The following is a 16,284-nucleotide window of genomic DNA, read 5'->3' on the forward strand; positions in this document are numbered from 1 at the left end:
TGACATCACCCACGAGCCAGAACCTTACGCAGCGCTTCGAGGAAGCGGCTGTTTTCCGCCGGCAGACCGATGGTCACCCGCAGGTGGTTAGGCATGCCGTAATTGGCCACCGGACGCACAATCACGCCTTCACGCAGCAGCCCCTGGAAAATCGGCGCGGCTACCTGACCGAGATCGACGCAGATGAAGTTGCCTTTGGACTCGATCCAGCTCAGACCCAACTCACGGAACCCCGCCTGCAACTGCTGCATGCCGGATTCGTTGAGCTGACGGCTTTGCGCCAGATACTCTTCGTCTTTCAGCGCCGCACAGGCCGCGGCCAGGGCCAGGCTGTTGACGTTGAATGGCTGGCGCACACGGTTGAGCACGTCCGCCACCACCGCAGTGGACAGGCCATAACCGACGCGCAGCGCTGCAAGGCCATAGGCCTTGGAGAACGTGCGCGATACCAGCAGATTCGGGTATGCCGCGAGGAAGTCCAGACCGTCCGGCAGATCGCTGCCTTCGGCGTATTCGATGTACGCCTCGTCCAGCACCACCAGCACGTGCTCCGGCACGTCCTGCAGGAACTCGTCCAGCGCTTCGGCGCCGAACCAGGTGCCGGTCGGGTTGTTCGGATTGGCGATGAATACCACGCGGGTATTGGCGTCGATGGCCGCAAGCATCGCAGGCAGGTCATGCCCCCAGTCTTTGGCCGGAACCACTTTGGCCTGCGCACCGACAGCCTGGGTGGCGATCGGGTAGACAGCGAACGCGTGCTCACTGAACACGGCGTTCAGGCCCGGCGCCAGATAGGCGCGCGCCACCAGCTCAAGAATGTCGTTGGAGCCGTTGCCCAAGGTCACCTGATTCAGCTCGACGCGGCACTGCTCGGCCAGCAGCGATTTCAGCGCAAAGCCGTTGCCGTCCGGATAACGGGTCAGCTCGGCCAGCTCTTCGCGAATCGCCGCCAGCGCTTTCGGGCTGGCGCCCAGCGGGTTTTCGTTACTTGCCAGCTTGACGATCTTTGCCGGATCCAGATCCAGCTCGCGCGCCAGTTCGTCCACAGGCTTGCCCGGAACGTACGGCGAAAGTTGTTGCACGCCCGGCTGTGCCAGAGCGAGGAAGTTGCCACTCATTTGCTACCGCCCCTTAGAGAACTGCTTTCGGGTAGGAACCCAGCACTTTGAGTGCTACTGCTTCCTGACTGATCTTTTCCAGCACACCTTTGATCAGCGGATCACGGTGGTGGCCGACGAAGTCGATGAAGAACACGTAGGTCCATTTGCCGCTGCGCGACGGACGGGTTTCGATCCGGGTCAGGTCGATCCCGTTGTCATGGAACGGCACTAGCAGCTCATGAAGCGCGCCAGGCTTGTTGCTCATCGAGACGATGATCGAGGTCTTGTCGTCGCCGGTCGGCGGCACTTCCTGGTTACCGATCATCAGGAAGCGCGTCGAGTTGTCCGGACGGTCTTCGATCTTCTCGGCCAGACGCGTCAGGCCATACAAGCCTGCAGCCATGTCGCCGGCAATCGCCGCCGAGTTCCACTCACCCTTGACCCGCTTCGCCGCTTCAGCGTTGCTCGACACCGCCACGCGCTCGACATTCGGGTAATGCGCGTCAAGCCACTTGCGGCACTGGGCCAGCGACTGGGCGTGGGAGTAGATGCGACTGATGCTGTCGGTCTTGGTGTTTTCACCGACCAACAGGTGATGGTGGATGCGCAGCTCGACTTCGCCACAGATCACCATGTCGTGTTCAAGGAAGCTGTCGAGGGTGTGGTTGACCGCGCCTTCGGTGGAGTTTTCCACCGGCACCACGCCAAAGTTCACCGCACCCGCTGCCACTTCACGGAACACTTCGTCGATCGCCGCCATCGGCTTGCTAATCACCGCGTGACCGAAGTGCTTCATGGCCGCCGCCTGGGTGAAGGTGCCCTCAGGGCCGAGGTAAGCCACTTTCAGCGGCTGCTCGAGCGCCAGGCACGAAGACATGATTTCGCGGAACAACCGCGCCATCTCTTCGTTGCCCAGCGGCCCCTGATTGCGCTCCATCACGCGCTTGAGCACCTGAGCTTCACGCTCGGGACGATAGAACACCGGCACTTCGCCTTCGGCCAGCGAGGCCATCTTTACTCGCGCAACTTCCTGGGCGCAGCGGGCACGCTCGCTGATCAGCTCCAGGACCTTGCTGTCCAGAGCGTCGATGCGAACGCGCAGTGCCTTGAGTTCTTGCTCGGACATCAGCCGTGTTCCTTCTCGAATTCAGCCATGTACGCCACCAGCGCATTAACGGCGTTGATGTCGACGGCGTTGTAGATGGAGGCGCGCATCCCGCCCACGGAGCGGTGGCCCTTGAGGTTGAGCAGGCCGCGTTCGTCGGCACCGGCGAGGAACGGTTTGTCCAGACGATCGTCAGCCAGACGGAACGGCACGTTCATCCACGAGCGGTCCGACTTGTTGATCGGGTTGCTGTAGAGGCCGCTGGCGTCGATGAAGTCATACAGCGTGCGCTGCTTGACGTCATTCAGTTTGGCGATCGCTTCGACGCCGCCCTGCTCTTTCAGCCACTGGAACACCAGACCGGAGAGGTACCAGGCCAGGGTTGGCGGGGTGTTGTACATCGAGCCGTTGTCGGCCGCGACCTTGTAGTCGAGCATGGTCGGGCACAGTGCACGAGCCTTGCCCAGCAAGTCTTCGCGAATGATGTTGACGACGATGCCGCTCGGGCCGATGTTCTTCTGTGCGCCGGCGTAGATCATGCCGAAACGCGAGATGTCGACCGGACGCGAGAGGATGTCCGAAGACATGTCGGCCACCAGCGGCACATCACCGGTTTCCGGGATCCACTGGAATTCCAGACCGCCGATGGTTTCGTTCGGCGCGTAGTGAACGTAAGCGGCGTCTTTCGACAGGTTCCACTCGTTCTGGCCAGGAATGGCGAAATAGTCGTAAGGCTTGGCGGTGGCAGCAACATTGACGTGACCGTAGCGCGAAGCTTCTTCGATAGCTTTCTGCGACCAGATACCGGTGTCGATGTAGTCGGCGCTGCCGCCTTCAGGCATCAGGTTCAGCGGGATCTGCGCGAACTGCTGGCTGGCGCCACCCTGCAGGAACAGCACTTTATAGTTCGACGGGATATTCAGCAGGTCACGCAGGTCCTGCTCGGCCTGGGTGGCAATGGACACGAACTCATCGCTGCGATGGCTCATTTCCATGACCGACAGACCCTTGCCATGCCAATCAAGGAGTTCACCCTGGGCACGTTGCAGGACAGCTTCAGGAAGCGCCGCAGGACCGGCACAGAAGTTATAGGCTCGCTTGCTCACATCCAATCTCGCTCTGATTTGGTGGTATCACGCAATAAATCACACTACCGATCAACACAGCCCTGTGGGAGCGAGCCTGCTCGCGAATGCATCACCGCGGTGGGTCAGAGGTACCGCAGCGCCTGCATTCGCGAGCAGGCTCGCTCCCACAGGGGATCTCCATGATGTCGAAATTTCATACCGGACAAATAACAAGGGGGCGAATTTTCATCCGCCCCCTCGCTTGTCCGCTTATTCCTGCGGCTCTTCGTCAGCTGCGGCGTCGAGTTGCTGGTCCTCGGCAACGTCGTCGATCACGACATCCCCCTCGAACCCGGCACCCTCTTCACCTTCAAGCTCATCGCCTTCGACTTCCGATGGCTCCTGAACCCGCTCCAGACCGACCAGGGTTTCATCCTTGGCCAGTTTGATCAGGGTCACGCCCTGGGTGTTACGGCCCAGGCTCGACACTTCGTCGACACGGGTGCGCACCAGAGTGCCCTGATCGGAGATCAGCATGATTTCTTCGCCGTCGAGCACCTGAACCGCACCGACCAGTCGGCCGTTACGCTCGTTGCTGACCATGGCGATCACGCCCTGGCCGCCACGCTTGTACTCAGGGAACTCGGTGATCGCGGTGCGCTTGCCATAACCACGCTCGGAAGCGGTGAGGATCTGGCTGCCTTCTTCCGGGATCAGCATCGAAATCAGCTTCTGCCCTTCCGGCAGACGCATGCCGCGCACACCACGTGCGGTACGGCCCATGGCACGCACGTCAGACTCTTTGAAGCGCGTGACTTTGCCGCCGTCGGAGAACAGCATCACTTCGCGCTCGCCATCGGTGATGGCCGCAGAGATCAGCACGTCGCCTTCGTCCAGCTCCAGCGCGATCAGACCGACGCTGCGCTGACGGCTGAAGGATTCCAGCGGGGTCTTCTTCACGGTGCCGTTGGCGGTCGCCATGAAGATGTAGTGACCTTCGGTGTATTCCTCGACCGGCAGCATGGTGGTGATGTATTCACCGTCATCCAGCGGCAGCAGGTTGACCAGCGGGCGACCACGGGCGGCACGGGACGCTTCCGGAATTTCGTAAGTCTTCAGCCAGTACACCTTGCCTTTGCTGGAGAACAGCAGCAGCGTGGTGTGGCTGTTGGCTACCAGCAGGTGAGCAATGTAATCCTCATCCTTGACGCCGGTCGCCGATTTGCCTTTGCCGCCACGGCGCTGAGCCTGGTAAGCAGCCAGTGGCTGAGTCTTGGCGTAGCCACCGTGGGAGATGGTCACGACGCGCTCTTCTTCCGGGATCATGTCGCCCAGGGTCAGATCGAGGCGCGCATCGAGAATCTCGGTGCGGCGCACGTCGCCGTATTCGGCGCGGATCACTTCCAGCTCTTCGCGGATCACTTCCATCAGGCGCACGGCGCTGTTGAGGATGCGGATCAGCTCGCCGATCTGGTTGAGGATCTCTTGATACTCGGCCAGCAGCTTCTCGTGCTCCAGACCGGTCAGACGGTGCAGGCGCAGTTCGAGAATGGCTTGCGCCTGCTCTGGCGACAGGAAGTACTTGCCTTCGCGCAGACCGTATTGCGGATCGAGGTTTTCCGGACGGCACGAATCGGCACCGGCACGTTCCACCATCGCCACCACCGCCGAGGATTCCCAAGGGGTGCTGACCAGCGCTTCCTTGGCTTCCGACGGGGTCGGCGACGCCTTGATCAGGGCGATCACCGGGTCGATGTTCGACAGGGCAACGGCCTGACCTTCGAGGATATGACCACGCTCGCGGGCCTTGCGCAGTTCGAATACGGTACGACGGGTGACCACTTCGCGACGGTGACGGACGAAGGCTTCCAGCAGATCCTTGAGGTTCAGGATGCGCGGACGGCCGTCGATCAGCGCGACGATGTTGATGCCGAATACCGATTGCAGCTGGGTCTGGGCGTAGAGGTTGTTGAGGATCACCTCAGGCACTTCGCCGCGACGCAGTTCGATCACGACGCGCATACCGTCCTTGTCAGACTCGTCGCGCAGCTCGGTGATGCCTTCAAGCTTCTTCTCTTTGACCAGCTCGGCGATCTTCTCGATCAGACGCGCCTTGTTCAGCTGATACGGGAGTTCGGTGATGACGATCTGCTGACGACCACCGACCTTGTCGATGTCTTCGATGATCGAGCGGGCACGCATGTAAATGCGGCCGCGACCGGTACGGTAGGCTTCGATGATGCCGGCACGACCGTTGATGATCGCGGCCGTCGGGAAGTCCGGACCGGGGATGTATTGCATCAGCTCATCGACGGTCAGCTCGGGGTTGTCGATGAGGGCCAGGCAACCGTCGATGACTTCACCGAGGTTGTGCGGCGGAATATTGGTCGCCATGCCCACGGCGATACCGCTGGAACCGTTGACCAGCAGGTTAGGGATGCGCGTTGGCATCACCGCCGGGATCATTTCGGTGCCGTCGTAGTTCGGCACCCAATCCACGGTTTCTTTATGCAGGTCAGCCAGCAGCTCGTGCGCCAGCTTGGTCATGCGCACTTCGGTGTATCGCATGGCCGCGGCGTTGTCGCCGTCCACCGAACCGAAGTTGCCCTGACCGTCAACCAGCAGGTAGCGCAGGGAGAAAGGCTGAGCCATGCGGACGATGGTGTCGTACACCGCGGTATCACCGTGCGGGTGATACTTACCGATCACGTCACCGACAACACGGGCAGATTTCTTGTACGGCTTGTTGAAGTCGTTGCCCAGCTCGCTCATCGCGAACAGTACGCGACGGTGCACGGGCTTGAGGCCATCGCGCGCATCCGGCAGTGCACGGCCGACGATTACGCTCATCGCGTAGTCGAGGTAGGACTGTTTCAGCTCGTCTTCGATATTGACCGGGAGGATTTCTTTGGCCAGTTCGCCCATGAGAAGCCTGATTCCTTTTTCTGGTGAAACTTCGTCATATCCATATGGGATGTACGAAGCTCGTCGGGGCAGGCTGAGTGCCATGCGCCGACTTACGACAAATCAACAAATCGAACCGTGGATTTGCGCAGTAAAGACAGCTCCGTGAAGCTGCCTCGGAAAACGCCGGATGTTATCACAAGAGCCGCCACGCACCTATCCCCCAGATGCGCATGGAGCATAGTTAGTTGACCGATGACAGGCGTAAAGGGGACGAGAGAGGCTCAGAGCCTCTTTGAATACAGTTTTGAGGTCAGGTTTTGCGATGTTTATTGACTTTGATGACCTCATCGCGAGCAGGCTCGCTCCTACAGGGTTTGCGTTCGACACAAAACCTTGTAGGAGTGAGCCTGCTCGCGATGGCGTCCTTACAGACGCCAAAGCCAATCAATGCAGGCGCTTGCGGCACATCAACTGGGCCATTTTCGCCGTATCCGGCCGCTCGACGATGCCCTTTTCAGTGACGATCGCATCGATCAGATCCGCCGGCGTCACGTCAAACACCGGGTTGAACGCCTCGACGTCCGCCCCCACGCGCTTGCCACCGACTTCCAGCAGCTCGGCGCCGTCACGCTCCTCGATCGGGATGTCGTCGCCACTGGCCAGGTGCATGTCGATGGTCGAACTCGGCGCCACCACCATGAAACGCACGCCGTGGTGCATGGCGTTGACCGCCAGTTGATAGGTGCCGATCTTGTTCGCCACGTCGCCATTGGCAGTGATGCGGTCAGCACCGACGATCACCCAGGTCACGCCTTTGGTTTTCATGATGTGCGCAGCCGCCGAGTCGGCATTCAGCGTCACCGGGATGCCTTCGTTCGCCAGCTCCCACGCGGTCAGGCGCGAACCCTGCAGCCATGGCCGGGTTTCATCGGCATACACCCGCTCGACCATGCCTTCCAGATACGCCGCACGAATCACCCCCAGCGCGGTACCGAAACCACCGGTGGCCAGAGCACCAGTGTTGCAGTGGGTCAGGATCGCCTGGGCATTGCCCTGATGTTTGCGGATCAGATCGACGCCGAGCTGGGCCATGGTCAGGTTGGCTTCGCGGTCGCTTTCATGAATGGCAATGGCTTCGGCTTCCAGCGCCACCAGCGGATCGGCATTGTCCTTCAGACGATCGAGCCGATCGTGCATGCGATTCAACGCCCAGAACAGGTTGACCGCCGTCGGGCGGGAATCCGCCAGCAGGGCGAAATCCTCTTCCAGCGCCGCGTACCAGTCGCCGCCTTCAGCCACGCGGGCGCGGGCCGCCAGCACAATGCCATAGGCCGCGCTGATGCCGATGGCCGGTGCGCCACGCACCACCATCGAACGAATCGCCTCAGCCACACCGGCAGCGCTGGTGTAGGCAATCCACGTTTCCTCGAACGGCAAAATACGCTGATCCAGCAGGTGGAGCGCGCCATCTCGCCAATCGATGGCCTTTACTTTCTCCGCAGCCAACAGTCGATCGCGCATCCCTCACCCCGCACTCATGAACAAAAGCCGCCGATTATAGCGATCCCCCCGCGAAGACGCTCGGGTATACTTCGCCATCCTTTACAAAAGCACTGGAACCGACCCTCGATGCCGAAACCTGCCATTGCGCTCGACTTATTATTGCTGCCGACCTGGCTGGTACCCGTCGAACCTGCAGGCGTTGTGCTCAAGGAGCATGGCCTGGGCATTCGCGACGGTCGCATCGTGTTTATCGGCCCGCGCGCCGAAGCATTGAAGTGTAACGCCACTGAAGTCCGCGAATTGCCGGACGTGCTGCTCAGCCCCGGCCTGATCAACGCTCACGGGCATGCGGCGATGACCCTGTTCCGTGGCCTGGCCGACGATCTGCCGCTGATGACCTGGCTGGAAAACCACATCTGGCCGGCCGAAGCCAAATGGGTCGATGAAGAGTTCGTCCGTGATGGCACTGACTTGGCGATTGCCGAGCAGATCAAGGGCGGCATCAGCTGTTTCTCGGACATGTACTTCTTCCCGAAAGTCGCCAGTGAGCGCGTGCACAATAGCGGCATTCGCGCGCAGATCGCGATTCCGATCCTCGATTTCCCGATTCCTGGCGCCGCCAGTGCCGATGAGGCCATTCGTCAGGGCGTCGAGCTGTTCGGCGATCTGAAACATCACGAACGGATCAAGATCACCTTCGGCCCACATGCACCCTACACCGTGGGCGACGAGAACCTGGAAAAAATCCGCGTGATCGCCGAAGAGCTGGACGCGTCGATCCATATGCACGTCCACGAGACCGCCTTCGAAGTCCAGCAATCGCTGGAGCATCGCGGCGAGCGGCCACTGGCCCGCCTCGGTCGTCTCGGCCTGCTCGGCCCGCGCTTCCAGGCGGTGCACATGACCCAGATCAGCGATGACGATCTGGCATTGCTGGTAGAAAGCAACACCAGCGTGATCCACTGCCCGGAATCGAACCTGAAGCTGGCCAGCGGTTTCTGCCCGGTCGAGCGTCTGTGGCAGGCTGGCGTGAACGTCGCCGTCGGCACCGATGGCGCCGCCAGCAACAACGACCTCGACCTGCTCGGCGAAACCCGCACCGCCGCGCTGCTGGCCAAAGCCGTCGCTGGCTCGGCCACCGCGCTGGACGCCCATCGTGCGCTGCGCATGGCCACGCTCAACGGCGCCCGCGCCCTGGGCATCGAGGCGCAGGTCGGCTCGCTGGAGATCGGCAAGGCTGCGGACATTGTCGCTTTCGACCTGTCCGGCCTGGCTCAGCAACCGGTCTATGACCCGGTGTCGCAGCTTATTTATGCCACCGGCCGCGACTGCGTGAAACACCTGTGGGTCGCCGGCAAACAGTTACTCGACGACCGGCGCCTGACCCGTCTGGACGAACAACAGCTGGGCGCCACCGCCCGGGCCTGGGGCCAGCGCATCAGCGGCCACACCGAATCGTAAACACCGCGGAGCAGACTCCGCGGCTACAGCCCTTTTCAAGTTTTTCGAGGAATACATCATGAGCAACGTCGACCACGCCGAAATCGCCAAATTCGAAGCCCTGGCCCATCGCTGGTGGGACCGTGAAAGCGAGTTCAAACCGCTGCACGACATCAACCCGCTGCGCGTCAACTGGATTGACGAGCGAGTCAATCTGGCCGGCAAGAAAGTTCTCGACGTCGGTTGCGGCGGCGGCATCCTCAGCGAAGCCATGGCCCAGCGCGGCGCCACTGTCATGGGCATCGACATGGGCGAAGCGCCACTGGCGGTTGCGCAACTGCATCAGCTGGAGTCCGGGGTCAGCGTCGAATACCGGCAGATCACCGCCGAAGCCCTGGCTGAAGAAATGCCCGAGCAGTTCGACGTCGTCACCTGCCTGGAAATGCTGGAGCACGTACCGGACCCGTCGTCGGTGATCCGCGCCTGCTACCGCATGGTCAAGCCCGGCGGCCAGGTGTTCTTTTCGACCATCAACCGCAACCCGAAGGCGTACCTGTTCGCCATTATCGGCGCCGAATACATCATGAAGCTGTTGCCGCGCGGCACCCACGACTTCAAGAAATTCATCCGCCCGTCCGAGCTGGGCGCCTGGAGCCGCATCGCCGGCCTGACCGTCAAGGACATCATCGGCCTGACCTACAACCCGCTGACCAAGCACTACAAGCTGGCCAGCGACGTTGACGTCAACTACATGATCCAGACCCTGCGCGAGGAGTAAGCCGATGGCCATCAGAGCAGTCCTTTTCGACATGGACGGCACCCTGCTCGACACCGCGCCGGACTTCATCGCCATCTGTCAGGCGATGCGCGCGGATCGCGGCTTGCCGCCGATGAACGACAAGCACATCCGCGACGAAATCTCCGGCGGCGCCAAAGCGATGGTCGCGGTGACGTTCTCGATGGATCCGGAATCGCCGGGCTTCGAGGAGCTGCGTCAGGAATTCCTCGAGCGTTATCTGGCCGGTTGCGCTGTGCACAGCAAGCTGTTCGACGGCATGGGCGAGTTGCTGGTCGACATCGAGCGGGCCAACCTGATCTGGGGCGTGGTCACCAACAAACCGGTGCGGTTTGCCGAGCCGATCATGCAGCAACTGGGGTTGGCCGAGCGCTCGGCGCTGCTGATCTGCCCGGATCACGTGAAGAACAGCAAGCCGGATCCGGAGCCGCTGATCCTCGCGTGCAAGATGCTTGATCTGGATCCGTCGACGGTTTTGTTTGTGGGCGATGATCTGCGCGATATCGAATCCGGGCGCGATGCCGGCACCAAGACCTGCGCCGTGACCTACGGCTATATCCACCCGGACGACAACCCGCGGCACTGGGGCGCGGATGTGGTGGTGGATCATCCGCTGGAGTTGCGCAAGGTGCTCGACAGCGCGCTGTGCAGCTGCTGAAAACGGCCTTTGTGGCGAGGGGATTTATCCCCGATGGGTTGCGAAGCAGCCCCCGCAATCTTTCAGGTCGATTCGATATGCAGGTTTACGACTGCTTCGCAGCCGGTCGGGGATAAATCCCCTCACCACAAGGAAGCAGGTCTTCATGAATGGATTGTGAGGTTCTTATGTTCGATTACACCGCCCGTCCCGAATTGCTCAAGGATCGGGTCATTCTGGTCACCGGTGCCGGTCGTGGCATCGGTGCGGCTGCCGCGAAAACCTACGCCGCCCACGGCGCCACCGTGCTACTGCTGGGCAAGACCGAAGCCAATCTGACCCAGGTCTACGACGAGATTGAAGCGGCGGGGCATCCACAACCGGCAGTGATCCCGTTCAACCTCGAGACCGCCTTGCCCCATCAATACGATGAGCTGGCGGCGATGATCGAGAGCGAGTTCGGCCACCTCGACGGCTTGCTGCACAACGCCTCGATCATCGGGCCGCGCACGCCGATCGAGCAGCTGTCCGGCGATAACTTCATGCGTGTCATGCAAGTCAACGTCAATGCCATGTTCATGCTGACCAGCACCCTGCTGCCGCTGCTCAAGCTGTCGCAGGATGCCTCGGTGGTGTTCACCTCCAGCAGCGTCGGGCGCAAGGGCCGGGCCTACTGGGGCGCTTACGGAGTATCGAAGTTCGCCACCGAAGGCTTGATGCAAACCCTGGCCGATGAAGTCGATGGCGTGGCACCCGTGCGCTCCAACAGCATCAACCCGGGCGGCACGCGTACCAGCATGCGTGCACAGGCCTATCCGGGAGAAAACCCGCTGAACAATCCGACCCCGGAAGAGATCATGCCGGTGTACCTGTACCTGATGGGCCCGGACAGCACGGGCATCAATGGCCAGGCATTCAACGCGCAATAACTGCCATACGTCGCTTTTGTTGCCGTGGCGGATTACCGTCGCGGCACACCATTGCCGCTTCCCACCGTCACACCTCAGTCAAATATCCGCCACCCGCCCTCAAAGCAAAAAGCCATCCTGTTGATTCATAAAGGTTTTAATAAACCTGAACCGAATGGCACGACTTTCGCTCTAATTCTCCTCAAAGCATGCCGTGTGAAGGCACTGGGGCAAGGCCGATTTCGATAGCTGACTAATCGTCATCAGGCAGACTAAACTTACGCCAAATGTCCTACGGGACTGATGGATCAGTATGACGCGCAGCCCATAGCCGCTCTCACCCAGCCTGTAAGACAGACTTACTGCTTAGGGGCTCACGCCATATGAAATCACCTTCCCAGACCAATGCAATTGACTTTGACAGTGCCAAATTGCAACGCCTGGGCTTTGGTCAGCTGCCTCCGCTTCTGGAACGCCCGGCCAGCCTGGCGCAATTGCGCCAGCAAATGAGCCTGCAACTGCAAACCAGTCTTGAGCCGCAACGAATCCTCGGTCTGTTTTTCCGCGAAGTTCAGCGTCTTGTGCCGCTGGATGCCTTGAGCTACGTGCATTCGGGCAGCGACTTGCGCCTGGAGTTCGGTGCCCGCGGTCACCATTCGGTCAGCTACAGCCTCAGCCACGAAGGCGAGCATTTGGGCGAACTGGTGTTTCGCCGCAACCAGCGCTTCAGCGAGCAGGATCAGGGCAACCTCGAATCGCTGCTGTCGTCGCTGTTGTTCCCGATGCGCAACGCCCTGCTCTACCGCGCCGCAACGCAAAGTGCATTGCGCGACCCGTTGACCGGAACCGGCAACCGGATCGCCATGGAGCAGACTCTGCAACGCGAAATCGACATGTCGCGACGGCACCTGCAACCGCTGTCGGTGCTGATGCTCGACATCGACCACTTCAAGCGGGTCAACGACAGTCACGGCCACAGTGCCGGGGATGACGTGCTCAAAGCGGTGGCAGCGTCGATCAAGGGCCAACTGCGTAACGTCGACATGGTGTTTCGCTATGGCGGGGAAGAATTTCTGATCTTGCTGTGCAACACCGGCCGGGAAGCGGCGGCGATGGTCGGCGAGCGTCTGCGGCATGCCGCGCAGACTGCGGAATACTTTGCGGACGGTCAATTGATCGACCTGACTGTCAGCCTTGGCTGTTCGACGCTGTTGCCGGGAGAGTCAGCTGACAGCCTGCTGCGCCGGGCCGACAGTGCGCTGTATGTGGCCAAGCGCGAAGGGCGTAATCGATTGGCAATGGCGGGCTGAGTCCTTCCAGACACCCAAAAACCACTGTGGGAGCGGGCTTGCTCGCGAAAGCGGTGTGCCAGTCAAACAATTGCTGACTGACACACCGCTTTCGCGAGCAAGACCGCTCCCACATTTGCTTTGGCGTTTTGCCGAGAATCAGCTCTCTACAAGTGCCCGGCGTTCACGCCCGTGCAATGCCCGCTCGGCGGTTTCCAGTTGCATGCAACGCTCCAGAAACAGGTACATATAGTCGTAGCTCTTGCACACCGCCTGGCGCAACTCGGTCTGCAGAGCCTGGCTCGGATTCATGCCCGCCAGCGTGCAGATGATTTCCAGCGCTTCCCATGGGTGAGCGTCGTCGTACTGGGCATGCATCTTCAGCCACTTCATTGCACGCTTGCGCTCTTCTTCCGGGAACGCTGCCGCGTACACGCCAGTTGAGCAGACCAGCGCCGACCACTCCCCGGTCGCGCCCTCGATGGCGTAGTTGGTCGCAGCGATGGCGACGATCAGCGAATCCGCCGAACTCGTATGCCAGCACCAGTGACTCAGCGCATGCAGTTCCGGCGGTACTTGTTGGGCCTGCAGATCCTCCAGGCTGACGCCATGCGCGCGACTCCAGTTCAGCCAGTAGTCGGCATGATTGAGTTCGACGCGGATGTTGCGCATCAGCCAGCGGCGCGCCATGTCCTCCCCAGGATGGCGGGCAAACTTGGTTTTGGTCAGGTTCTGCGCCATATACAACGCAAACTGTTCAACTACTGGCCAGCCCCCGATCAAGTACTGGCGCATGGTTTTGGCGCTGAGCTTGTTATCGCGCATGCGCAGGTACAGTTCATGTTCGACAACCCGGCGCTTGCTCTCGCTGCAATCTGCAATGAGCTGTTGTGCCCAGGCAGGATAACTTGCAGCTTCCATGAGTGGTCCGGTTCGGTTGAATGTGTCGATCACTGTTCGGCTCCTTTTGATTTGTGATTGTAAGGATCGGCAAGAGATTTCAACGGAACGTGCCAGGCGCCTTGAACAACAGCGGCTGCGGTCTGGCGGGCCGACTTTGCAAACTGTCGCAGGTAAACAACTGCGGGCGTTCGATGACATAACCCTGAGCGTAATCCACCCCGATTTCAAGCAATGCCTGCTCGATCTGGGTTGTTTCAACAAACTCGGCAATTGTCTGCTTACCCATGACATGCCCGATGTGATTGATCACCTCGACCATTGCACGGTTAATCGGGTCGTCCAGCATATCCTTTACGAAACTCCCGTCGATCTTCAGGAAGTCTACAGGCAAATGTTTCAGATAAGCGAATGAAGACATTCCGGCACAAAAATCATCAAGTGAGAAGTAACAACCTAAGCCTTTGAGTTCATTAATAAATCTAATTGCGCTGCCGAGATTGGCAATGGCGCTGGTTTCAGTAATTTCAAAACAAATCATTTCAGGAGGTATAGCGTAATTAACAAACTGTTCACGCAGAAAGTGCAAGAACGCGTCATCTCCGATAGTAATGCCTGAAAGATTAATCGCACACATTGCCAACGGACCTTCATGTTGTTCGGTAATACATTGGGCAATCACTTTAAAAACATTCTCGACGACCCAACGATCCAGTTGGCTCATCAGACCATAACGTTCGGCCGCCGGAATGAAACTGTCCGGCAGGATCATCCGTCCGGCTTCGTCATGCAGACGCAAGAGTATTTCGATGTGCCCCCCGCCATGGGCTGTAGCGCCCAGCGGAGCAATTTCCTGGGCATAAAGGCAGAAGCGGTTTTCCTCCAGCGCCATGTGCAGGCGCTGCACCCAGGCCATTTCGCCGAAGCGCAGCGACAGCTCGGAGTCGTCGGCATGATAGACCTGCACCCGGTTGCGGCCCTTTTCCTTGGCCATGTAGCAAGCCATGTCGGCGGCGCGCAATGACGCTTCGAGAGTGGTCGGGGTCTGGGCGATGTGCACCAGGCCGATGCTCACAGTGGTCAAAAACGGCCGCCCCTTCCACACGAAGTGCAGGTTCTGCACGGTCTGGCGCAGGCTCTCGGCGATTTTCTCGGCGGCATCCGGGGCGCAGTTCTCCAGCAGAATGCCGAACTCGTCGCCGCCCAGCCGCGCGAGGGTGTCGCTTTCGCGCAAGCCCGATTGCAGCAGCGTGCAAATGTGCCGCAGCAACTCATCGCCAGCGGCGTGACCGCAGGTGTCGTTGACCAGTTTGAACTGGTCCAGATCGAGAAACATCAGCGCATGCCGACCGGGCTGGCGCGTCAGGTTGTGCAGGGCCTGCTCCAGGCGATATTCGAACTCGCGGCGGTTGGCCAGACCGGTCAGGGCATCGTGGGTCGCCTGCCACGACAGGTTGGCGATGTATTGCCGTTCCTGAGTCATGTCATGCAGCACCAGCACCGTACCGATAACCTTCTCGGCGTTGCGGATCGGCGCGCCCACCAGCGTCACCGAGACCGTACTGCCATCCAGGCGCTGAATCAGTTTGGAGTGCTCGCTGCCACCGATCAGTTGCCCGCTGAGAATATGCTCGATCAGCGTCAGCCCTTCGGTCTGCGCATTGTCATCGAGCAGATTGAACAGCGCTGCCAATGGCAACCCCGCCGCGTGCTCGGACTTCCAGTGCGTCATCGCCTCCGCCGCCGGGTTCATGTAATCGATCGCGCCGTTGACGTCGGTGGTGATCACCCCGTCGCCAATCGATTGCAGGGTGATGTGTGCCCGATCCTTCTCCAGCTGCAGCGCCTGGGCAAAGGCATGCCGCTGCTTGAGCAGTTTGTGGGTGCGCAACAGGGCCAGCACGATCAACCCAAGCGCCGTGGCCAGGTTGGTGAACAGCAGCAGGCGCAGGATCATCCGTGACCCTTCGCCCAAGGCGTCGCTGAACGCCTTGGCTGCCGGCGTCACACCGTCGTTGATGGCAAAGATCTGCGCTTTCCAGTGCTGGATATCAGCTGGCGTCGCGATGTTTTCGCTGATGCCCTGATGCATCTCGCGCGCGACATTGTCCAGTTGCACCAGATAGGCGTCGCCGATGGTCCAGCGGTCGATCGCGGTTTCCAGATAGCTGAAATGACGGAAATTGAGGTACAGCCAGATCAGGCTCGAGACGTCATCGGGATGGTTGCCGCCCTTGAGGATCCCCTCCCGTGCCGCCTGCAGATCCGGCGGCTGACGATCCAGCGCCAGACGCAACTGGTGACCGCCCTGAGGCACGGCAATCGCTTGCTTGTATTTGAGGAAGATCGCCTCGTCGCGGCTGTCGGCATACAGGTTCAGGTAATAGATGGCGTCTTTCTGGCCCTTGGACCAGAGGCTCTCGCCGGCGACATAGCCGCGAACGGCCGACAGGACGTAAAGACTCACGCCCCCCAATAACGCCTGAAATAACACGACGGCGATAAATGGCCAGACGATGCCCAACAACCGTGGCGTTCCGAGAGTCCTTTTATGCTTCATGAGGTCCTTTGCGCACGCACTGTCATCTTCAAGGGGAGATCGCCAGAGCCAGACAAGGGAGCGACCCCTTCC

The 16,284-nt window shown here is 60.3% G+C and carries 12 protein-coding genes; 5 read left to right on the forward strand and 7 right to left on the reverse strand.

Going from position 1 to position 16,284, the window contains the following annotated elements; all coding sequences use genetic code 11:
- Positions 1-5: 5 nt before the first annotated feature.
- The 5 genes from hisC to mtnA form a co-directional block, all read right to left on the reverse strand.
- Positions 6-1,118, reverse strand: coding sequence for a histidinol-phosphate transaminase (gene hisC / locus CRO59_RS15900; protein ID WP_095137263.1), 1,113 nt, complete (start codon positions 1,116-1,118; stop codon positions 6-8).
- Positions 1,119-1,131: 13 nt separating this feature from the next.
- Positions 1,132-2,226, reverse strand: coding sequence for a prephenate dehydratase (pheA, locus tag CRO59_RS15905; RefSeq protein WP_003226907.1), 1,095 nt, complete (start codon positions 2,224-2,226; stop codon positions 1,132-1,134).
- Positions 2,226-3,311, reverse strand: coding sequence for a 3-phosphoserine/phosphohydroxythreonine transaminase (serC, locus tag CRO59_RS15910; RefSeq protein WP_095137262.1), 1,086 nt, complete (start codon positions 3,309-3,311; stop codon positions 2,226-2,228). Before serC ends, pheA begins: the two co-directional genes overlap by 1 nt.
- Positions 3,312-3,542: 231 nt before the next feature.
- On the reverse strand, positions 3,543-6,197 hold the full coding sequence (gene gyrA / locus CRO59_RS15915; protein WP_027612418.1) for a DNA gyrase subunit A: 2,655 nt from the start codon (positions 6,195-6,197) through the stop codon (positions 3,543-3,545).
- A gap of 426 nt (positions 6,198-6,623) precedes the next feature.
- Positions 6,624-7,700 carry an S-methyl-5-thioribose-1-phosphate isomerase gene (gene mtnA, locus CRO59_RS15920; RefSeq protein WP_096794920.1) on the reverse strand — a complete coding sequence of 359 codons (1,077 nt, stop codon included), beginning with the start codon at positions 7,698-7,700 and terminating at the stop codon, positions 6,624-6,626.
- Positions 7,701-7,808: 108 nt separating this feature from the next.
- Between mtnA and CRO59_RS15925 the strand changes: the two genes are divergently transcribed.
- The 5 genes from CRO59_RS15925 to CRO59_RS15945 all read left to right on the forward strand — a co-directional run bounded on the left by CRO59_RS15925 (position 7,809) and on the right by CRO59_RS15945 (position 12,773).
- Positions 7,809-9,143: a TRZ/ATZ family hydrolase gene (locus CRO59_RS15925; RefSeq protein WP_096794919.1), complete on the forward strand. Its 1,335-nt coding sequence runs from the start codon at positions 7,809-7,811 to the stop codon at positions 9,141-9,143.
- A 58-nt stretch (positions 9,144-9,201) separates the two neighbouring features.
- Positions 9,202-9,900, forward strand: a complete 699-nt coding sequence (gene ubiG / locus CRO59_RS15930; RefSeq protein WP_096794918.1) for a bifunctional 2-polyprenyl-6-hydroxyphenol methylase/3-demethylubiquinol 3-O-methyltransferase UbiG — start codon at positions 9,202-9,204, stop codon at positions 9,898-9,900.
- A 4-nt stretch (positions 9,901-9,904) separates the two neighbouring features.
- Positions 9,905-10,576 carry an N-acetylmuramic acid 6-phosphate phosphatase MupP gene (gene mupP / locus CRO59_RS15935; protein ID WP_097088381.1) on the forward strand — a complete coding sequence of 224 codons (672 nt, stop codon included), beginning with the start codon at positions 9,905-9,907 and terminating at the stop codon, positions 10,574-10,576.
- A gap of 167 nt (positions 10,577-10,743) precedes the next feature.
- The gene (locus CRO59_RS15940) at positions 10,744-11,484 is read left to right on the forward strand and encodes a YciK family oxidoreductase (protein ID WP_097088384.1); all 741 of its coding nucleotides are present in this window, start codon (positions 10,744-10,746) and stop codon (positions 11,482-11,484) included.
- Positions 11,485-11,846: 362 nt separating this feature from the next.
- On the forward strand, positions 11,847-12,773 hold the full coding sequence (locus tag CRO59_RS15945) for a GGDEF domain-containing protein (RefSeq protein WP_097088386.1): 927 nt from the start codon (positions 11,847-11,849) through the stop codon (positions 12,771-12,773).
- Between the two features lie 138 nt (positions 12,774-12,911).
- Here the strand turns inward: CRO59_RS15945 and CRO59_RS15950 are convergent, their stop codons facing one another.
- Positions 12,912-13,673 carry an iron-containing redox enzyme family protein gene (locus tag CRO59_RS15950; protein ID WP_219738016.1) on the reverse strand — a complete coding sequence of 254 codons (762 nt, stop codon included), beginning with the start codon at positions 13,671-13,673 and terminating at the stop codon, positions 12,912-12,914.
- A 79-nt stretch (positions 13,674-13,752) separates the two neighbouring features.
- Positions 13,753-16,212 (reverse strand): EAL domain-containing protein, encoded by a 2,460-nt coding sequence (locus tag CRO59_RS15955; RefSeq protein ID WP_097088389.1) that lies wholly within the window; start codon positions 16,210-16,212, stop codon positions 13,753-13,755.
- Positions 16,213-16,284: the final 72 nt, after the last annotated feature.

It is taken from the genome of Pseudomonas sp. LAMO17WK12:I5 (assembly GCF_900215165.1).
GTDB classification, from domain to species: domain Bacteria; phylum Pseudomonadota; class Gammaproteobacteria; order Pseudomonadales; family Pseudomonadaceae; genus Aquipseudomonas; species Aquipseudomonas putida_A.